General features: G+C 61.4%; 21 protein-coding genes. 1 reads left to right on the plus strand and 20 read right to left on the minus strand.

Translation table 11 applies throughout. The features are described 5' to 3' along the window. Positions 1-43: 43 nt before the first annotated feature. The 19 genes from SH292x_RS02440 to SH292x_RS02530 all read right to left on the minus strand — a co-directional run bounded on the left by SH292x_RS02440 (position 44) and on the right by SH292x_RS02530 (position 17,498). Complete coding sequence (locus SH292x_RS02440; RefSeq protein WP_442483990.1) at positions 44-673, minus strand: hypothetical protein; 630 nt, start codon at positions 671-673, stop codon at positions 44-46. Beyond that, a complete protein-coding gene (locus SH292x_RS02445; RefSeq protein WP_442483991.1) occupies positions 673-885 on the minus strand; it encodes a hypothetical protein in 213 nt (70 codons plus the stop codon). The genes SH292x_RS02440 and SH292x_RS02445 overlap by 1 nt, the downstream gene beginning before the upstream one ends. 68 nt (positions 886-953) lie before the next feature. After that, positions 954-1,352 (minus strand): hypothetical protein, encoded by a 399-nt coding sequence (locus SH292x_RS02450; RefSeq protein WP_442483992.1) that lies wholly within the window; start codon positions 1,350-1,352, stop codon positions 954-956. Then, positions 1,353-2,192 (minus strand): LamG domain-containing protein, encoded by an 840-nt coding sequence (locus tag SH292x_RS02455; RefSeq protein ID WP_442483993.1) that lies wholly within the window; start codon positions 2,190-2,192, stop codon positions 1,353-1,355. A gap of 5 nt (positions 2,193-2,197) precedes the next feature. After that, positions 2,198-2,704: a hypothetical protein gene (locus tag SH292x_RS02460; RefSeq protein ID WP_442483994.1), complete on the minus strand. Its 507-nt coding sequence runs from the start codon at positions 2,702-2,704 to the stop codon at positions 2,198-2,200. A 267-nt stretch (positions 2,705-2,971) separates the two neighbouring features. Further along, positions 2,972-4,129: a phage major capsid protein gene (locus tag SH292x_RS02465; RefSeq protein WP_442483995.1), complete on the minus strand. Its 1,158-nt coding sequence runs from the start codon at positions 4,127-4,129 to the stop codon at positions 2,972-2,974. A gap of 273 nt (positions 4,130-4,402) precedes the next feature. Continuing rightward, positions 4,403-4,876 (minus strand): hypothetical protein, encoded by a 474-nt coding sequence (locus SH292x_RS02470; RefSeq protein ID WP_442483996.1) that lies wholly within the window; start codon positions 4,874-4,876, stop codon positions 4,403-4,405. Positions 4,877-5,208: 332 nt separating this feature from the next. Continuing rightward, positions 5,209-6,087: a hypothetical protein gene (locus SH292x_RS02475; protein ID WP_442483997.1), complete on the minus strand. Its 879-nt coding sequence runs from the start codon at positions 6,085-6,087 to the stop codon at positions 5,209-5,211. Positions 6,088-6,417: 330 nt separating this feature from the next. After that, on the minus strand, positions 6,418-6,603 hold the full coding sequence (locus tag SH292x_RS02480; protein ID WP_442483998.1) for a hypothetical protein: 186 nt from the start codon (positions 6,601-6,603) through the stop codon (positions 6,418-6,420). A gap of 493 nt (positions 6,604-7,096) precedes the next feature. Then, positions 7,097-8,434 (minus strand): phage portal protein, encoded by a 1,338-nt coding sequence (locus SH292x_RS02485; protein WP_442483999.1) that lies wholly within the window; start codon positions 8,432-8,434, stop codon positions 7,097-7,099. Between the two features lie 454 nt (positions 8,435-8,888). Next, entirely contained in the window at positions 8,889-10,454 is a 1,566-nt protein-coding gene (locus SH292x_RS02490; protein ID WP_442484000.1) for a phage terminase large subunit family protein, read from the minus strand. A gap of 136 nt (positions 10,455-10,590) precedes the next feature. Beyond that, positions 10,591-11,205 (minus strand): hypothetical protein, encoded by a 615-nt coding sequence (locus SH292x_RS02495; protein ID WP_442484001.1) that lies wholly within the window; start codon positions 11,203-11,205, stop codon positions 10,591-10,593. 137 nt (positions 11,206-11,342) lie between these two features. Continuing rightward, positions 11,343-12,446 carry a GNAT family N-acetyltransferase gene (locus tag SH292x_RS02500; RefSeq protein WP_442484002.1) on the minus strand — a complete coding sequence of 368 codons (1,104 nt, stop codon included), beginning with the start codon at positions 12,444-12,446 and terminating at the stop codon, positions 11,343-11,345. A gap of 482 nt (positions 12,447-12,928) precedes the next feature. Continuing rightward, positions 12,929-13,477 carry a hypothetical protein gene (locus tag SH292x_RS02505; RefSeq protein ID WP_442484003.1) on the minus strand — a complete coding sequence of 183 codons (549 nt, stop codon included), beginning with the start codon at positions 13,475-13,477 and terminating at the stop codon, positions 12,929-12,931. A gap of 210 nt (positions 13,478-13,687) precedes the next feature. Further along, positions 13,688-13,960, minus strand: coding sequence for a hypothetical protein (locus SH292x_RS02510; RefSeq protein WP_442484004.1), 273 nt, complete (start codon positions 13,958-13,960; stop codon positions 13,688-13,690). Between the two features lie 165 nt (positions 13,961-14,125). Continuing rightward, positions 14,126-14,962 carry a hypothetical protein gene (locus tag SH292x_RS02515; protein WP_442484005.1) on the minus strand — a complete coding sequence of 279 codons (837 nt, stop codon included), beginning with the start codon at positions 14,960-14,962 and terminating at the stop codon, positions 14,126-14,128. A gap of 402 nt (positions 14,963-15,364) precedes the next feature. Beyond that, positions 15,365-15,685: a hypothetical protein gene (locus SH292x_RS02520; RefSeq protein ID WP_442485891.1), complete on the minus strand. Its 321-nt coding sequence runs from the start codon at positions 15,683-15,685 to the stop codon at positions 15,365-15,367. Next, positions 15,609-16,670: a S1 family peptidase gene (locus SH292x_RS02525; RefSeq protein WP_442484006.1), complete on the minus strand. Its 1,062-nt coding sequence runs from the start codon at positions 16,668-16,670 to the stop codon at positions 15,609-15,611. Before SH292x_RS02525 ends, SH292x_RS02520 begins: the two co-directional genes overlap by 77 nt. Positions 16,671-16,922: 252 nt before the next feature. After that, positions 16,923-17,498: a hypothetical protein gene (locus SH292x_RS02530; protein ID WP_442484007.1), complete on the minus strand. Its 576-nt coding sequence runs from the start codon at positions 17,496-17,498 to the stop codon at positions 16,923-16,925. An 865-nt stretch (positions 17,499-18,363) separates the two neighbouring features. On the opposite strand from SH292x_RS02530, the gene SH292x_RS02535 reads away from it, so the two are divergent. Then, positions 18,364-18,624 (plus strand): hypothetical protein, encoded by a 261-nt coding sequence (locus SH292x_RS02535; RefSeq protein WP_442484008.1) that lies wholly within the window; start codon positions 18,364-18,366, stop codon positions 18,622-18,624. Between the two features lie 502 nt (positions 18,625-19,126). Here SH292x_RS02535 and SH292x_RS02540 read toward each other — a convergent pair. Continuing rightward, entirely contained in the window at positions 19,127-19,891 is a 765-nt protein-coding gene (locus SH292x_RS02540) for a MotA/TolQ/ExbB proton channel family protein (RefSeq protein WP_442484009.1), read from the minus strand. Between the last annotated feature and the right edge of the window lie 88 nt (positions 19,892-19,979).

Here is a 19,979-nt window from a genome sequence, read left to right on the forward strand (position 1 = left end):
TCCGTGTGCCTTCGCCGCCGCAACCCTGGGATCTAAGCTGCCACTATTCCCTCCGCACCACCGCCACCGGCAGCTCCCCAATCCTTCCAGCCCCCGCGTAGCTCACCACGCGGTACACCACTCCATCGCCACCTACAATGCGGTGACGATGATCGAGCGGCGTGTCGTCATCCAGCGTCACGCGAAAGAGCGCCGTCGAACTCGCTGGCTCCGCCGTTTCGTCTACCGTGGTTTCATGCGGTTGAATCCGCGCGTGCACTGCTGGCCGCAAAGGTTGCCAGCCGGTGATTTCTTCGTCGCTCCAAATCGCCTCTTGAATATCGACTAAACAATCGAGGCCGTGGGCGATGCGGAGATTCCGCGCCTCGCACTTCACACGGGTGTCGCCCTGCGTTCGTTCGACGGTCAGGATCGTGTAGCACTCGCCGCTGGCCTCGCGTAATCGATCGCCGAGCGCCGGCAATCGCTCGTCCGCGGGCCACTCGAACTGCCACACGACTTCGGTCGCCACGACATAGCCACCGGTCGGCTCGCGCTCGGCGCTGCGATGACTGAAACGCCACGCAACCGCGATGTCGCTCTTTGACGACGAGCCACGCCGCAGCAGCGTCACCGGCTCCGTGGCGTCGACGACCTTCGAGAAGTCACCGGTCGTATTCCATGCGATTGGCATTAGGTTCCTCCTCGCGAGCGAAGTTCAAACGGCTCTTGTTCCGAAATCTTCGCGTCGCACCAGTCGACGGTCGCTTGAAGCGACTCGACGTACTCCTGCCAGTGCACGCGCTGCCCATCGAGCCAGTACGTCGGCTTCGGCTCGGCACGAATCTCCGCAATCTGTGCCAGCGTACTACTGCGAATCGCCTGAAATTGTTGAATGTCTGTCATGTCATTGGTTCCAGCGAGCGGGGCCCGTAAGAGCCGTGGTAATTGTGAGGTAAAAAAGGACCGTCGTTTCAAATACACGTCACCAGAAACCGAAACACCATCCGCTGACCCACCACCGGCACGACTTCGTACCGCACCTGGTAATCGACGCCGGCCGTGGGGAAGGCGTCGTGCTCGTCGATCGCGAGGTCGTGGCGGAAGTTGTAACCCATCTCGTCCATGGTCCACGGAGCGCCCGTCTCGAGTTCGTCACGGAACATTTCGTCGGGATCCAGTTCGACGTTGTCGTGTCCCTCGACCGGAACGAGCGTGTCGTGGTCGCAGTGGTCCACTTCGAGCACGCTGTAATGCAGCAGTGCCACGTCGCTCGGCGCAATCGCGTCCCCCTCGGGACCCACGATGCGGGCCATCAGCACCGCCGGGCCGTTCTTAAACACCACACCTCGGATATCGTTTGCAGTTGTCATTTAAGGATGATCCTCCCCAATGGAATGAACGGCACCGCGAGCGGCACCAGGAATAAACAGCTCGCCCGCCGCGGCTGCACTTGCAAGCGTCAAGCCGCGTTCCCCGCGCCACGGTCCGCGCACGAGCGTATGGGCGCTGCTTGTGCTCAGTAGCGGTGACGAGGGAAAACGGAGTGGCGGATGGGCTTCGTGGGCGAAGGTGCCGGCGGTGGTGGCGACGCCACCGATGCCGGGACGATTCACGCCGCGAATGAGATCGTGATAAACGATCAGCGAATCGCGAACGCTCGGAACGGCGAGCGCCGAATACTTGGCCGCGAGGCGGGCAATGTCGCTTGTTGGGATCGCGGCGTTGCAAATCGCCACGTCGGCCATCGCTCCCTGAAACGATGAGCTCACCGAATCGAAACCCAAGTGCACGCCCGCAGTGTTGGTGACCACGCTAGTGTGCCCGACGGTACTCGCCGCATAGGGATCGACCACGCCATCGACAACCATCCGCAGCCCGCCTGCGACGCCGGCTTCGAACACGAGCGCCACGTGGTGCCACGCGGTATCGTTGCTCGCGCCGGCGGCCGACTCGATGCGAATCTGTCCGACGTTCGTGCGAACGTGCGCGGCGAACGTGTTCTGGCGGCTCGAAGCGTACGCCACCTCGTCACGATACAGCACCCAAGGTGCGGTGTCGTCGAACGTGTTGCCTCGCATCACAATCACGCCGTCCGCGTTGAGGTTGTCGATGCGAACCCACGCCGCAAACGTGAACGCCGCGACCCCTTCGACTTCCGGAACGCGCCCAAGCAGCACGCGCGGGTTGCCACTGATGAACTTAAGGGCCACGGCGATTAAACCTCCCGTAGTTCGACGGCCACGAGCTCGGCGTCGCCCGTCATGGTGTCCAAACCGCTGGTGGCGACGCGTGACACACGCAGGCGATACGATTCGCCCGCCACGGGGTCGTCGGCATCATTTGCAGGGAGCGAGATCGTCGTCTGCGCAAGCTCGCCGCTGTTGGCTGGAGCGGTTGCGGTGCTCGTCGCGGGCGTGCCGAAGCCGTTGGTGTCGAGATCGTGCGTGCCATGCGTGGGGTCGGCAATCGGGTGCCGCTCGAATTCCACCTGCCACACCACCGCGCCGCTGGTCGCCGACGTGGCGGCCCAGGTGATGACAAGCTCAAAATCGCGACCGGCGTATCCGCGAGGCAACACGCCAACAAAGTCCATCGACTCGACCGCCGCATCGTCGAAGTCGAGCACCACGGTGGCGTTACGAAGATCCAGCTGGGCAAACGCCGAACCCGGCGGCCGCCCCGCGATCGCATCGAACACGGCAAGAGTTTTAGAAGTAGGCATGAGAGTGAATGTCCAATGACGAATGACGAATGACCAAAAAACGGCGAGCGGGGCCCGTAAGGGCCGTGGTCGTGTTGTAGTTGCGTGAGTAGGTGAGTAAGTGAGTAAGTGAGTCAGTGAGGGAGCCGGCCCCTATGTCATCCTGAGGGAGCCCTAGCGACTGAAGGATCTCGTTTGCCATTTTTTCGGCGTGTTCAGGGGCGAGATTCTTCGGTCGCAGGACTCCCTTCAGAATGACATGACGCTGCACCTAGCGATGATCTCGAACTACCCAGTGCACTTCACGACGTACCGCGGATCGATCACCGCGGCGGCACCTCGTTCACTTGCTTTGAAGCGGAGCACGATGTCGCTGGTGAACTCGGCTTCGCTCCCGCGCGGGGCCTGGGTGACGGTGATGGGCCAGTTCTCCATGTAGGCAAACGCTTTGCGGAAGTCGCCCAGGAACCACCACTTCTTCGCGTCCCCCGCCGCAACGCCCGATGCCACGACACGGCGGTAGGCCAGACGGCTCTCGGCCACCGTGTAGTTGCCCAGCGGATTCGCGGCGACCGTGGACGTATTCGCGTCGGTGCCGGTGTAGTGAATCTCCGCGGCGTTGAACACGCGGTGCGCGGCGTGGCGATACGCAGGCATCACCAGCACGCTGGTCGCGCCAAGCATCACCGGCTCGCCCGTGTTGGGGTCGAGGATGTCGGCCAGCAGCTGCTCGGCGGCATCGACGTTCTCCCAATCCACCAGCTCGTTGCTGGCGAGCTCGTTGACCCACGGCGTGCTCGACTGGTACGTGTTGTAACTGGTGCCACGCCACTTGTAGTTGTTCGTGACGCCAATCACCAAATCGAGCAGCCGCTTCTCTTTGTTGAGGCCGAGCAGCTCACCCACTTCGCTCGCGCGACGCAGCACCAGGTTCGTGCGATCGAAGAAAATCGCTTCCTTAGTCACCGGCACGATGAAGCCCCGCTTGGTGGTCGCGGGAGTTTCGATGTAGTCCTCGCCAAAGCCGAGATGCGGATAAGGCATGCCCGGCGCGACGGCCATGTCGGTGTCGGCCAGCTTGCCCGCCCCAGGGATTTTCTCGCCATCGAGCCGCGTGGGAATGGTGCTCACCAGCTTCGACACGACAAACGCGCTTTGCTGATAGGCATCGAGAATCTTCGAGTAAATCACCTGCCCAGCGACGTTCTGAAACGCCGAGAGATCGACGCCATCCGCCGCTTCGAGCACCGTCGAGCCACCGCTCCGCGGATCGAGCAGCCGCACCCACTCGCCCCCGTCGGGCACGAGCGCCTCGGCCAGATCGCGGAGGCTAAAATCGTCCGGCGCGAGATGCCGCTCGCGCAGCGCTTCGCTTAAATGCTCGACCGTTTTCTGCGGCCCATCGAGCTGATACCGCCGCTTGAGTTCACGATATTGAATCGACATAGAAGTTCCTTGTGGAGGAGTTGGGGATAAGAGTTGGAAGTTGAGAGGATGTAGGCCGTATCAAGCTCCGCGCCGATACGGCAAATCACGCTGAAATAGCCGGATCGGCGCTCCGCTTGATCCGGCCTACCAACCCTGTGTCATCCTGAGGGAGCCTAAGCGACTGAAGGATCTCCTTCGCCATTTGCAGAGGCTTACTCAGGGACGAGATTCTTCGGGTCGCATCCGCATTTGAGGAAAGGGCCCTCAGAATGACAAAGGGACAGCAAGGTCTTACGCCGCCGCTTGCGGGCCGCCTTTCATCACCGTGCTGATGATGTCGACGTACACGCTCGTCGCCGCGGGGTTCACGCGCTTCGCACAGCGGCCGATCGCCAGGTTGTGCGCTGCGACGGCGACCACCTTCTGATTTTCGAGCGCCGAGCCCGCACCGTTTTCGACCGGGCCGACGAGCGCACCGACTTCGAACGTGGCCGAGCCGCAGCCGAACTCGAACACGCCGGACGTGGCGACTCGAATTGGCGCCGTGTCGCCACTCGCCGAAGCCTGCATCGCCACGCCCGCGAACTTGTCGTGAAAGGCCTCCTGATTGCCTGTAAGCGACGCAGCATCGGCCTGCGCTCCTGCCGGCTTCGCGTCGTCGGTGTCGAGGTACACGAGATCGCCGATCTCGACGACCGTCGCACTATCCACCGGCAACATCACCGGGCTCGTGTCGCCATAACGCCATCGCATCTGATTCGCCATTGAAAAGTCTCCTTAAGTGGCAAGTACGCCGCATCAAGCTCCGCGCCGATACGGCAGGAAAAGGTGAGTTGATTGAGAATGCCCAGTCGTCGTGAGAGGGCCCTCCCCGGTGTCATTCCGACGGGAGTTCGACGACCGAGGAATCTGGCATGCAGTAAAAAGTGCTTGGTCACTTCGGGTGGTCGAACGAGAGACTCCCCGACGTGGGTAAACGGCTCGGTTGGGCAAAGTAGATTCCTCAGTCGCTTCACTCCTGTCGGAATGACACCAAATGGTGAGTTACTGGTTGATCGCAGCGTGAAGCGCCGGATCGGCGCTCCGCTTGATCCGGCCTACTTGCGTAGCGACGCGGCGAACTCTTTCGCCGATTCACTACGTGACTCGAGGTCGCTGGTTGCCCAGCGCTGTTCGCGCGAGGTCACCACGTTTGGGCGATTCGCGAATCCCGTGACGAGCGCGGCACGATCGGCCACCAGGGCTTCGAGCACTTCGTCGCAGGACGCAACGAGCAACTGGTCGACGAACGCCGGCGTGGTCACTCGCTCGGCCTCAGCAGTGCCTGGAAGTGGCAAACCATTCTCGGCGAGCAACTCGCCGATGCGGATGCGCCGCTTGGCGAGCGCGAGTTGCTCCGCCAGCGGGCGCTCGATCGCCTCGATCAGATCGGGTCGTTCGATGGCGAGCTGCTCGAGCGACAACGATTCGAACAATAGGGCATTGGGCTCCGTTTGTTCGAACAGCCCGCGCGTGGTCGCCGGATCGGCCACCAGGTCGACGCTCTCGACCCGAGTGATTGCTTCGACCACGGTGGTCTCGCCATCTCGCGACGTGCGAGCGAGCACGTTGTGCGACAGGCCGACTTGCTCGGGAGCGTGCTCGGCGTCCCACGCCAGTTGCTCGGCGAGCGGATGCTTGGGGTTGTAGTGCAAGTCGGCGAACAGGCCCTCGCCCGCGCGGAACTTCACGTCGCGAATCGCACCCAGGCGATCCTGGTAATCACGCGGCGCGTGGGGCGAACCCTTGGGATGGTTCACGTTCACCTTCGAACCCTCGTACAAGCTGGTTGCATCGGCGAGCGCCGCTTCGCGATAGGTCCGGCCGTTACGCGAAGTAAGCCCCAGCAGCTTCACGCCACGGAGCACACCCCGCTCGGCATCCACACGGAGGGACTGGTTGCGAGAGTCGACAAATTCTTGGAGTTGTTGTTGCATTGGAGTTGGGAGTTGGGGGTTGGAAGTTGGGACAACTCGTTTAACGCCCAGCCGCAGGCGCCGGCTTACGTGAAGTGCCGCAGTTAGCCGGCGCCTGCGGCTGGGCGTTAAACGAAGTGCAAACAAAAAAAGCCCACCTCGGGGCGCACGCTTGCGCTCAAAGGTGGGCTCGATGCGATACCAAGCCCTTAGTGGGCGTGGCTCGATGCGATACCGGGTTAGTTGGGTGGAATTGAGAGATGCAGGCCGTATCAAGCTCCGCGCCGATACGGCAGATGACGCGTTAATTGCCGGATCGGCGCTCCGCTTGATCCGGCCTACAGGCGATGGCTACTTCACCATCTTCTCGACGTTGATTTTCAAATGCTGGATGGCTCCGTCTTGCACCGACAGCGTGATGCCGGCGGTGCCGTGGAAGCCTCGAGCGGAGGCGCTAGCGAGCAGTTTGGCGAACTCCTGCTGCGCCAATTGGGCCTTGTTGGGCCGGGTCAAAGGGTTCCGTGTTGCAGTTGTCATAGGTTCACCATATCCGATGCGCGAGTACTTTCTAGCCACATTTTGGAAGAATTTGAAAATAGTTCGGGGTGGAAAAATGGTCGAGAAAAATAGGGTGGAAACTGGTTTTTGTGAATGGAATGGGCAATCGTGAGGGACCGATGTTTGTGTCGCCCCGAGGGAGCGGAAAATTCCCCAGGGTAGCCCCGTCGCTCGTGTAACTCGCGGCGTGACAACCCTGGGCTGACATACGTAATCCCTTCGGGATAGGCGGTCCGTTAGGTTTCTAGAATTGGTCATTGTTAATTCGCCATTGGTCATTCGCTCCAAAAAGCCCCCACCCGAACCCTCCCCCGCAGGCGTCGTTGCGATTCGAGTGTCGTGAGGTGGCAACGCTTCTCGCGCAACGACTTGGGGGAGGGGACTGAAGTTGGGGCCTTCCCTAACCCGGCATAAATGCCGGGCCTATAGTTGATCTGCAACATGGCACTTACTCACCTACTCACCTACTCACTTACTCACCTCCTACGCCATGCACCGCGAGGTTCTTCTGCTCCTGGTCGTAATCGAGACCTAGCCGCCGGGTCCAGGTTTGCGGTGAGACGATGCCGCGTTGGTGGGCGAGGTCCATCACGCGGGCATCGCGCAGGGCGTCACGTGGGGCGAGCGAGGGGGGCGTGATCTGGATTTCGATCAGCTCGCGGACGTTCGTGGGCAGCACGCCTGCGCGGGCCGCGTGCTCGACCACGCGCCACATCACCTCGCGATCGTCGCGGGCCATGGTCGATTGCAAGCGTTCGAACATTCGAACCGCGGGGCCTTCGGCGACCATTGTCGAGGCGTAGTTGGCGTTCGAGGCGTCGCTCGTGAACATGAACTCGGGCATAACGAGCCGTGCGGCGATGGCTCGCAGTTCGGCTTGCAGGATCGTTACGAACGCCGAAGCGTCGACGCCGGTTGCGGGGAAGTCGTACTCGACGTGCGACGGCGCGTCGAGAATCGTCCCCGGCCCGTACTGCGTCAGGTGTTCGATGCGGCCATTGGGTTTGGTCGCGGTGACGTCGGCCCCGCTGGCGACGAACTGCTCGACGCCGGTGCGGCTCGTGGTTCGATGCTTGCGAATCAGGGCGATCGCCGATTGGATCTCAGCCACCACGCTCATGTTTCTCAGCAGCTTTTCCGCGCGGCGAAGGTTCTTCCGCACCGGCGTGTAGAGAGGCAGGCCGCGTTTCACGTTGCGATCGACGTTCGCGCGACGATGCTGCACGTCGCTCGCGGGGACGAGCTGGCCGTCGACGTAGTAACCACGCACGCTCTCAACGTCGCCCGCGTCGACCAAAATGCCCATCGTCGCCGCGGGGTTGTCGCGCTGGCGGTCGGGGGTGACCACGTCGTCGGGTTCGATGAAACGGACGAGCGTCTTGCCACGCTCGATGGCGAAAAGGCGCAGGAACGCCTCGCCATCGCGGTCCATTCGCCGAACGATCTCCTGCTGGCGACTGTGCCAATCGCTGGCGGCGAGGAACTCGTCGAGCACCCGCTGCACGTCGCTGGCCAGGCTGTCGGGCGCCGCGGTGTGCTTACGAACCACGGCCTGGTACGCGTGCCCGCTACCGACGATGTAGCTGATGCGGTTCTCGACGCCGTTGATGGCGAACTCGTTAGAAAACTGTAGCTGCCGACACTGCTGGCGAATATCCGCAAGCCGCTCGGCCGCCACCGGCGAGTTCCAGGCATCGGTGGTCACGTCGTTCCAAAGCGCGCCGTCGTCGCCGATGAGCGCTTCGCGGGGATCGACGAAGTCGGAGAGGAGGAGTTCGAAAGCTTCGTGGAGTTGTTGGAGTGGGGTCATGGAGAAGTCTGGGTGAGTAAGTGAGTAAGTGAGTAAGTACTAGGCCCGGCATTTATGCCGGGTTGTGGACGAAGAGATCACGCCTATCCCGAAGGGATTACGTCTGTTAGCCCAGGGCCCGAGCGAATGCTGCTACCCTGGGAATGCGATGGAGTGAGGCAACACGTGTGAACTAGGCAAGCCCCCTCACCCTAACCCTCTCCCCCATTTCGTTCGCAATGGTGTTTACTCGATTGGATCGGACTGCGCGCGAACGAAACGGGGGAGAGGGGACTGAAGTTTGCAGCTTCCCAACCCGGCATAAATGCCGGGCCTAAGGGTGATTTGTAGCGTTCGTGCTAGCTCGCAAAACTCACATTGGTCATTGTTAATTCGTCATTGGTCATTCCCTCCATTGGCAAGCGAGATTCTTCAGTCGCCGGGGCTCCCTCAGAATGACAAAGTAGGAACCGTGCTATCGCGTCTGCCTTAGTTCATCCGCCATTCGAAGCGCCATCTCCAGCGCATCAGGCCCGTCGTCGTGGGCGGAGCCGGGGAAGTCGTGGAGTTGGTCGACCAAGAGTCTTGTCGAGTACGAGTGGCGGTAGAACTTCAGTTTGCGTTGCGACAGGTACGGGCCTAGGCGGCGGATGCGGAGGTGTTTGTTCGTTTGGTTGTGGATCGTCGCGGGGTGGATGTCGTATCGGCCTTGGCGCTCGAACTCGGCGGTGAACTCCGCGGCGAGTAGTTCTTGCCACTGATTCGCTTCGACGCCGAACAGGTGGGGCTTGAAGCGATCGCAAATCGCCACGCCATCGGTCACCATCTGCGGCGTCGGTCGGCGGGCGAGGTCGGCTTCGACCCACAGGGTGCCCTCCGCGTCGATCGCCAGCATGACGAACGCCGAGTAGTCGCCGCGATTCGAGTCGGCACCTTTGCTGGGGTCGAGCGCCACCACGCGAATCGGCGTGTGGTCGGGCCACTCGTCGAACCACAGGTGCTCGCCAAAGTACTCCTCGGGCCACTCGCAACCCTCGGGGTCGATCGGGGCGCCTTGCTTCTCGCGCTCGAACGCCGTCCGGCCACTCTCGACGCGCATCGCCATCAGCGTGTAAAGATCCTCGACTTCCGGCCACAGCACCTCGGCACCCAGGTCCATCGCCTTGCGGTTGGCGTGGTAGAACGCGCGAGCGATGCGGCCCGCGTCGGGGTCGCCGGCGCGGGTGTAAAGCTGCTCCCACTCGAGCCAAAGATCGTCGCGGGTGGGCCAGGTGACGATCGCGCGGAACAATTCGCTCCGCCAGCCCGGTGTGGTTTGCAGTTGCATGGCAAGGGCGTCGCGGTGTAGGGCGGTGGCCAGGTTGATGATGTTGGTCGACGGTGTGCCCGACTTCAACAGCGCGCCATGGAACCACTCGTGCGACGACTCGCGCTGCGTGGGGCTCGACATGTGCGAGTCGTTTTGAATGTCGTCGCATACGATCAGCGTCGGACGATACTCGCCATGCCGACGACCACGCAGCCGCTGACCGGTGCTGTAGGCTTCGATCGCGACGCCGTTCTTGAGCTCAATCGCACCGGCCTGCCACTTGCCGCCGTTGCCAGCGGCGTCGGGATACGCGGCGGTGAGTAGCGGGTTGTTCGCGAGCTCGGCCTTGACGTTCGCCAAGTGCATGTTGGCCTGCGTGATGGTGTCGGAGACGATCCAGATGTAAGGCTCCCACCCACTGACCGCCGCCCGCAGCACGTAAGCGAGCGTCGCCACGGTCGACTTCGCGCCACCACGCGGCCCCACAATATTGAGCTTCGTGCCGCGCGAAGTGCGAAGCTGCCCCAGTTCGTCGGCGAGCCATCGGTGCATGGCCGACGGCGGCGCGGTGAAGTGCTTGGGTAAGAACGTCTGACCCCACGCGATGAGGTCGAGCGCATCGTTGCCGGTGTTCTGCTTGCTACGCAGCCGTCGGAGCGCCCGAACGAGCGCACGACGCTGCTCGCCAAGAAATCCAAACCGGTTGGGAACGTGAGGGAGTGGGCGGATCATAAGAAAAGATGAGCTAATACCAGAGAAGAATACGGGTGGCTGGGGACGAGTTCCACGAGCCCCCAGGATGAAGAGCTTTAGCCACGGATTTGCACGGATGAAACACGGATTTGGGGAAGGGGAACACTAATCGGCGCTAATCTTCGCTAATAGGATCGGAGACAACGTGATTGGCAGGTGAGGCTTCTTCATCCGTGTTCGATCCGTGTGAATCCGTGGCTAAGTCGTCTTCCTCTCCGGATAAGGGTGAGTCAGTCGGCTGAACTCGGCTGGTTAGTTTTCGCAGCTGGTCGAATAGGCGACGTTGGTCGTCGGGGTCGTGGACTTGGCTGTGCAGCAGTGCCGCGACGTCCGCTCGGAACGCTTCGAACTCGTCGAGCGAAATGGTCTTGAGCGGCCGCGGGGCGTAGCGGTCGGGCCGGCAGCGCTCGAGCCACCAGACGCTCGCCCGCCATTCGTTGTCGTCCTTGCCCTTCTTCTGGACGACCCTGAGTTGCTCGAACTCCGCGTTGCCCGCGGTGCGATTCAACCGGCGAACGAACTCGGGGTTCGAACGGTACTCGGCGTCGTACTCCTGCTGGGTCGCGTTACAAATCTCGAGCGCCGTCTGCAGCGGACAGCCAACAGCGATAACACCGAGGATTTCGTCGATTTGTGCTTTAGTCATATCTAGATAGCGAGCGGGGCCCGTCAGGGCCGTGGTCGTGTTGATGTTGAGTGAGTAGGTGAGTAAGTAGGCGAACCCTGTCATTCTGAGGGGAGTAGCACGACACGAAGAATCTCGTCCCTGAGTAAACCTAAGGAAATGGCAATGGAGATCCTTCAGTCGCTAGGGCTCCCTCAGGATGACATGGCCTGCTAACTCACCCTTCGACATCACCACGGCCCTTACGGGCCCCGCTCGCGGGGAACAAACTCAAATGAAGCCACCGCGCGGCCACTCGAATTGGTGTAGTTGCTGAAGGCTTTGGAGCGGTTTCGCGATTGGCCGATTTTCTTGATGCTCACGCATTTCCAGTCGGGCGAGTGGCGGCAGTGTTGCACGAGCGCGGGGTGGCTGCTGGTGACGCTCACGCGGTGGCCGCGCTCGCGGTGCAGCATCGCAACGGCGCGGATGCACTGGGTGCCGATGCCAATGCCTTGGTAGTCGGGCAAAGTAACGATGCGAGTGAATCGCCGCCGGCCTCGGTAGCCGATCACCGGCAGCGTTGCCGCGAAGTGCACCGGCACGCCGTTCCAGGTCGCCAGGTAGCACTCGCTTTGCGGGGCGAGCGAGCCACTTAGATAGTGATGACGCGCAAACAGGGGCCACGCACGTAGGTCGGTGCGGTGTATCTGGAGCTCGATCGTTGGTCGCCGAAGACGCCTCCGAGTTAAGGTCCGCGTCGCCATGTCGAGCACCCAATCGGCCTCCAGCCACTCGGCCACGTCGTAGTGACACGTCACGGCAACGAACCGGCGATTCACCCGGCCACTTCGCACCGCCCGCGCAACGGCTGCCGAACAAACCCGTGCGACGTTGCGATCGACGACGCTGGTGAATTCGTCGAAGGCGATGGTGGGACTGGGGGCTAGAGGCTGGGGGCTAAGTGACCGCGAGGCTAACGCTCGCGCTAAGTCGCAGCGGAATTGTTCGCCGTTGGATAGGACGTGGTACGGTTTGATCCAGGACGGGGGCGAGCTGAAACCGACGGCGGTTAAGAGGCCGGTGGTTTCGCGGACCGAAAGGCCTGCAAAGCAGTCGATCACCGCGCGGTCGGTCGGCCACTCGCGCGTTTGGTAGAGCGACTCGCCAAACGCCTGGCGGGCGACGCTCGACTTGCCACTGCCACTGGGGCCAACGATCAAGCCGATCTGCCAAGGCTCGTCGTCCGCGGGAAGCTCGACCTCAAACTCCTCGCGCATCCGCTCGGCGACCGGCACATCAAACATGCCGGCAACCTGCTGAACGCGGAACGAATCGTAGACGGGGCAGGAGAGAGAGACTTGCATGGGAATGACCAATGACGAATTAACAATGACCAATGAAAAAGGCGAGCCGGGAGCGTTAGCGACCGGAGTGGAGTAAGTGAGTAAGTGAGTAAGTGAGTAAGTGAGTAAGTGACGCCGCGCGTTGTTAGGCCCGGCATTTATGCCGGGTTTGCGAAGGGCTCATCCTCTTGTCCCCTCCCCCAAGTCGTTGCGAGAGAAGCGATGTCACTGAAGGAAACAAAATCGCAACGACGTCTCGGGGGATGGTTAGGGTGGGGGCTTTTTGCGGGAATGACCAATGACGAATTAACAATGACCAATGGAACGGCGGTAGAAATGGCAATGCACACGAGCCGTGCCAGCCCCCTCACCCTAACCCTCTCTCCCATTTCGTTCGCGGCGAGGTTTACTCGAATCGTTTGCACTGCGTGCGAACGAAACGGGGGAGAGGGGACCAAAATTGGGAACCTTCGCCACCCGGCATGAATGCCGGGCCTAGAAACTCACAAACTCATGCACCGGCACTTGTAGCCTTCGGCTCTTAGGCGTTCGAAGAGCGACTCTTGTTCCAGCTCGTTCTCGCACTCGGCGACGACTTGGTACGTTTCGCGGAAGTCGACTTCGCGCGACTCGCTGGCGGGCGCGATCACGGCTTCGGGGGTGGCCTCGATGACCATGCGATCGACGGCCTCGCTCACGAACTTTGCCTCGGCTGCCAGGCTGTCGTAGTTCTCGCGATCGACGCCCGCCATGCCGGCGAGCAGGTCGTGGGTGAGCAGCACCTTGTTCGCTTCGTCGTCGTTGAGGTCGACGATGAGCACGGGCACCAGGGCGTTTTGCATGGTCTCGGCACGCAAATGGCCGTCGACCAGTTCGAGCGTCCCGTCGGCGAGCTCGCGGGCCACCACGGCATCGGCAAAACCAACCTCGGCCAGCACACCACGCAGCGCGTTCTGCTGAGCCTCGGGATGGGTCCGCCAGTTGCGGGGATTGGGTTTCAATTCACTCGCCGGCACACGGCGAAGCTCTTTCACGCGATCTTGGATGTTCATGGGGGAAGTTAGTAGGTGAGTAGGTGAGTAGGTAGCGATGTTGCACCGCGTTATTAGCCCCGGCATTTATGCCGGGTTGCGGAGGCTCGCCCATTTATCCCCTCCCCCAAGTCGTTGCGCGGTAAGCATCGCCACTTAGAAGGCTTCCAACGCAACGACGTCTCGGGGGAGGGCTAGGGTGGGGGCCTGGGGGGGAATGAGTGACGACATTCATTCCGCCTTCGCCAACTCCTCGCGGGCTGTCAGCCGCGTCACGTCGCTTCGCATCGAGTCGACTTTCTCGTCGAGGCGATCGATTTGTAGGCAGTTGCGTTCGAGTTGGGCTTCGAGCACTTTCATGCGGGGTTCGAGGCCGTGGACTTGCAGCGTGAGCAAAAATCCTTGGCCCACGAACCCGAGCAACAGCGCCAGCCCACCCATTGCCCCCCAGCGCAAGAACATGGCCTGGACACGTTGTTCGAAATCGTCGGGAGGAGTGGTCATGGGAGGATGAGTGAGTAGGTGAGTAGGTGAGTAAACCTTGTCATTCTGAGGGGAGTAATGCGACCCGAAGAATCTCGCCCTTGCGTAAGCGTGAAAAGTGGCAAACGAGATCCTTCGGTCGCTTAGGCTCCCTCAGGATGACACTAATTCAGACGGCTCTGGCTGCTACGGGGCCGGTGCCGGCGGGATGATCGGCGCGGGAGCCACGCCGCCGCTGCTTGCCGAGCTGCCGATCGTGGCGTCGCTACGGGTTTTCGTGTAGAAGTTCGACAAGTTGATTGGCCAGGGGCCGATGTCGGCGGGGAGCTGCGTGACGGGGATGCCTTCGGCCAAGAGTTCCAAGCGGTCTTCGGTCAGCACGCGGTCGAGACGTGGCACCGTGTCGATCATCTCGGTGGCCGTGAAGAACGACGCCGGGTTGTACGCGGCGAAATCGGCTTCGGTGAGCAGGAATCCGTCGGCCGTGGCGGCAGTGCGGTCTTTGCCGAACAGCTCGATCGCCATGTTCGAGTAGATTCGCTTGAGGTACTGACCGACCAGGCCGGCGAACGCGGTGCTCACTTCCATTTCCTTGCGATTCTCGGTGTGCTGCATCGCTTCGGAGAGCGAGAGCAATACTAACTCTGCCCACCGCTTCAGGAACGGGTTGCGAACGTTGAAATACGGCACCGGGAACACGCGGAACACCTCGCCCGCGGGGCGGACGTGATGCACCTCCATGTTTCGCTCGCCCGGCGGCACCGCGCGGCCCGCGAGAATGCTCGCCGCACGCAGGTAGAGCTTGTGGATGCGTTCGAGCGTGTTCCGCGACGGCGGGATGCGAAGGTCGACGTCCTCGTGGTGCATGATGTGGAACAGGTTGCGACCGACAAGCTGCGTCCAGTCGATGATCGTCGGGTTGAGGCTGCCAATGTCGTTCGACCAGTTCGGCACGGCATAACCGGCCTCGCCAAAAAGGCCAACGTTGTAGTGAAGAATCGCGTCGGAGTTGGTGATGGGCATGGTAGTTGGGGGGGCTAGGGACTAGGTACTAGGGACAAGGGATGGGGACTGGGGGGAATGACCAATGACGAATTGCCAATGACCAATGGGGTGAGTGCATTTGTGAGTAGGTGAGTAGGTTGCGTTGTTGCAGCGAGTTCTTAGGCCCGGCATTTATGCCGGGTTTGCGGGGTCTTATCCCGAAGGGATTGCGTATGTCAGCCCAGGGTTGCAGCGAACGCTGCTACCCTGGGTTACGAAGTGGCAATACACCCGAGCAGGGCCGGCCCCCTCACCCTAGCCCTCTCCCCCATTCCGTTCGCGGCCGTGCGGATGCGAATGGAATGCACCGCGCGCGAACGAAACGGGGGAGAGGGGACAAGAGTTCGAGACTCTTTCTGCATTGGTCCTTGTTTCCATTCGTCATTCGTCATTTCCATTCATCTGCTGCTTGATCAGGCTCTCGAGCGTGTGCAGTGTTTCGACGCTCGCGGGGAGTTTGCGGGCGACTTGGCTGGCGGCCCAGGCGTAGGCGTTTTGGAACTTCGAGGTTTCGTAGGGGACATAGTGGTTGGTCTCGACGATTTGAGGAGATGTTGGAGGCGTTTCAAACGCGACAGGAACGGCCCGTTGCTCTTGCGTACTCCACCCGTAGTGGAAGGTTTCGTCAGGCTGCTTGTTCGGGGTGCGTGGTGGTGGCGGTGGATTCGTGAAACGTTTGGTCGCGCGGACCTCCTGGGCCACGCTCGCGTTTTTTCAGTTTCGTTCGCAGCAGTGCCCCGGCGACGACGATCGCCAGGCCGATGGGAGTACTCACGCCAAGCGCGCCGGCGACCAGGGTCACCAGGCCGAGGGTAGCGCTACTGGCCGGTGCGGGTGGCACAGATGCCGGAGGAGAAGTCGCCGGCGCGCTGGGTGAGATGTTTTGTTTTTGAAGCGTGGTGAGTTGTTGTTCGATGCGGGCGAGGCGGGTGTCGCAGTCGCATGCTTGGGGGCTGGGGGCTTGGGGCTGGGGGCTAGGGAAGACGGGAAGGCGTTCGAGCGGCGTGAGGGTTGGAGGTTTTTGGGTGAGGTGTTGCGAGTTGACTCGCTCGATCAGTTGCTTCACCGGGCCGATGGGGACGAAGGCGGTGCCGCCGTCGGGGTTGCCCCACACGACGCCGACCAGTCTGCCTTGGCTGTAGACGCCGCCGCCGGAGTTGCCGGGACGGCTCGTGCCCGTGGCGAAATAGCCGGCAGTGCCCTGGCCTTGGTAGGTGTTGGTGACTTGCCCGTAGTACTTGCGAAACAGTGTGCCGGCGTCGAACGCGCGGAACTGCACGTGCGTGCCAATCGGCACCTCGTCGCCGAGCGTGACAAAGGTCCAACTCGCAGCGACTTCGAGCAGCGCGAGGTCGTTCGCCTCGTCGATCGCGGCAACGGTAGCCGTTGCAGTTGCGCCGCTGCCCGAGTGGAGCGTGATGGACGACTGGCCGCGAATGACGTGGTGATTGGTGACGATGAGCGTGCCACCACTTGCGCTACGCGCTACCGAGGTCGCGCTGCCCCGCGCGGTGGGGCATTGGACGCGAACGTCGGTCGCGACGGGCTGGGCGGCCGGTTCGCTTGGCGGCGCGGTGGGGATGCATCGCCATGTGCCATCGGGGAGGCGAACGCACTCGGCGCGGACGTGTGTTACGAGTAGCGAGGTGAAACAGAGGAAGAAGATGAGCGAATGGGAGAGGTGCATGGGGAATGTCCAATGACGAATTGACAATGACCAATGAGAAGAGGTGAGTCGGTGAGTCGGTGAGTAGGTGAGTAGGTGAGTAGGTGAGTGGGGCGGGCCTGTCATCCTGAGGGAGTCCCGACGACTGAAGGATCTCGCCTTGGTTCACGCCGAATAAATGGCATAGGAGATCCTTCCGTCGCCTAGGCTCCTTCAGGATGACATAGGCGCTGGCGCCCTCAGGATGACAAAAGGGCATCCGGCCTACACATTTCACACCAGTGTGAACGAGTACTCGTAGAAGGGGCTTTGGGCTAAGTCGGCGGGGGTTAGTTGGTGGTCGGCGAGGTGGGGCACCGGATCGACGCCGCCGGCGAGGCGGTCGGCCATCGCCACGGCTTGGCTACAAAACGGCGGGTGCCGGGTGAGTTGGGTGTCGTCGATCGTGGGGCGGGCGAAGTAGCGAATGCCCGGTAAATGCAGTAGCGAAGCGGCCACGACGCCCAGGTAACCGTAGTCGCAGCCGGCGAGGCGGCGCATGTAGCGAATCGATGCCAATCGGTCGTACTCGGGCCAGCGAAACTGGGGGTTCACGCGAAACACGTCGATGCGACCCGAGTAGCGTGCGACTTGGCTGGCGAGCGTCACGGCACGTCCGCCGTACCACTCGCGAACTTCGCAACAGAACGGCTCGTCGCCCCACCACGCGACCTTCGCCGCGTGCGAATGCACGCCGCGACCGGCAATGGCGATGAGCGATCCAAGGGACCACCGTTTGCGACGGAACAGTAAGAGGTCGCCATCGAACATTCGACGACGCGCTTGGTCGAGCGTTAGGAAGGTGTTCATGTTAAGGCTGTAGGCAGTGAGTAGGTGAGTAGGTGACGCAGCGCGTTGTTAGGCCCGGCATTTATGTCGGGTTGTGGCGGTTTCAATTCTTGTCCCCTCCCCCAAGTCGTTGCGCGCTAAGCGTTGTCATTGGGGTGGACTCAACTCGCAACGACGTCTCGGGGGAGGGTTAGGGTGGGGGCATGCGTTCGAGTGGACTATGTGGAGTTGGTTGGGTCATTGAGTAAGTGGCGTGTGTGCGTACCGGTAGCGGGCCGCGGTGAGCGGTTTTTTACGCGTCGAGAATTCCCCCGAAACTGGCCCCAGAAACGAAAAAAGCCCGCCTTCGAGAGACGTGCTCTCGAAGACGGGCTCTTTGGATACCGATTCGCACCCGGCTAGGCCGGGCGGCCATCGCTCCGCTGGATACCAGTCGAAACTTGTGCGTGTATTCTAACGAATGTCGAGCGCGCTTTCAAGTAGCTGCGCGCGAAAAAGTGGAAAATAGTTCAGTGGGTGGAAGGTGCGCGATTTAGGCGATGTTGGAAGCCTGTGTCATCCTGATGGAGCCTCAGCGACGGAAGGATCTCGCTCGCCATTCGGAAGAAGTCTCACGCAGAGACGCGGAGGCGCGGAGAGAGGATGGGGAACACTAATCGGCGCTAAACTTCGCTAATGAGAAGCGGGATGAGGAGTTGGTGCAAAGGAAGTGTGACAGGAGGGAACGGAGGGGACGGAGGAATTTGATCAACGTCACGCTACTTCTCATTAGCGAATATTAGTGAAGATTAGTGTTGCCAAAAGTTATCCATTGGCGGTGAGAGTTTGGCTCGGTTACACTTCGGGGGGAAGGCGATTGGCAGTCACTCAACACGGAGGCCATGCGATGGCTCAGGGGAATCTTGGTAACGATCGACCCAAGGCGTATTTGCCGCTGGGGCATATTGATGCGATTGAGAACAAAGAGCGGGAGGAGGGCGAGCCGGTGCGGTGGGCTCGCGTGCGGCTCCAGCATAGTGATGGGAGCGAAGGGACGTTCCTGTTTACGTTCGAGGAGATGAAGAACGCGATGATCCGCGCGGAGCTGAATAAAGAAGACTTGCCGCCGAAGGGGTTCTTGCAGCGACTGCAGGACTTGATTGATTGATACGCCGGGGATGAACCACAGAGGGCACGGAGAACGCGGAGGAAGAGTTGGGAACACTAATTGGCGCTAATCTTCGCTAATGAAGGCTAGTGAAGATTGCCGTAAGTTCATGCTTGAATTCTCTTCCATTTCTTTTCGTGTCTTTTCTTGCCTCTTTGTGGCCAACCCGAATTGCCACGAAAAGGCGCGAAGAAGCACGAAAAGGATTCGGGTATTGATTAGCGAAGATTAGCGCGGATTAGTGTTCCAAAAATCTTGGCGTCACCTATCTTTAGCGGAGCGGCGCGAGCCGCCCGGCGAGATGGTGACAATGTTCCTAATCGCGGGGCCTTCACCCCGTCGGCCGGAGGGCTCGCGCCCTGCCGCTACGATTCTCAGCGTGTGACTTCTCTTCGAGTGGCGGAGGAGATTCTTCGGTCGCTGAGGCTCCCTCAGAATGACACAGGCGCCGGGAGTAACCGAGTTCTCCGAGTCTTCCATGCTCTCTCTGGTGCGCCGCTTACTAAGGCGACTTCCGATTCATCAGTGCGCGGCGGATGGGGACTAGGAGGCCTTTCGCAGTAGAGACGCATTCGGCGATGAGGCCGTCGACTCGGTTGCGGAACATGGCGTAGGCGGCGAGCGCTGGGATGGCGATGATCAGGCCGCAGACCGTGGTGACCAGGGCTTGGTAGATGCCGCTGGCGAGTTCGGCGGCGCGGGCGGCGCCTTGGGTGTTGGCGACTTCGCGGAAGGCGAGCAGCATGCCGACCACGGTGCCGAGGAGGCCCACCATGGGGGCGATGTTGCCGAGGAGGCTAAGGTACTCGATCTTGCGAAACAGTCGGCTCGCTTCTTCGGCCGTTTGTTCCTCTAGTCCCTTCTCGACGGCGGGCCAACCGGCTTCGGCTTCGACCAATGCCGCGCGCATCATCGAGGCGAAGGCGCAGGGCGTGGCATCGCATCGCTGAATCGCTTGGCCGACTTGTCCTTGCGCGAGGCTCTCGCGAAGTTGCTTGACGAGTTCGTCGGGCATCAGCACGCTGCGGCGAATGGTCATCACGTGTTCGATCACGAGCGCCATGCCACCCAGCGACAACGCGAAGAGGGTCACGACAATCGCGATGCCAATGGGTCCGCCGGAAAAGACGATCTCGGCGAGCGAGTCTTCGGCGGGTGGAGCTTCGCCGGCGGGTGCGACCTGGGGAGCTTGTTGGGCGAACGCTACTTGCGCGACAACGAGCACGAGCAACAGCGGAAGAGCGAACTTGATGAAGTGTCGAACCAACGAAACGTCCCTGTTCGGATGGAGGGTCTTAACTAGTGACTTCAATAGCCGGATCGTCACACGATCCGTGACGAACCCCGGGCAGGCT

It is taken from the genome of Aeoliella fuhlenseeensis (assembly GCF_052161615.1).
Lineage (GTDB): Bacteria > Planctomycetota > Planctomycetia > Pirellulales > Lacipirellulaceae > Aeoliella.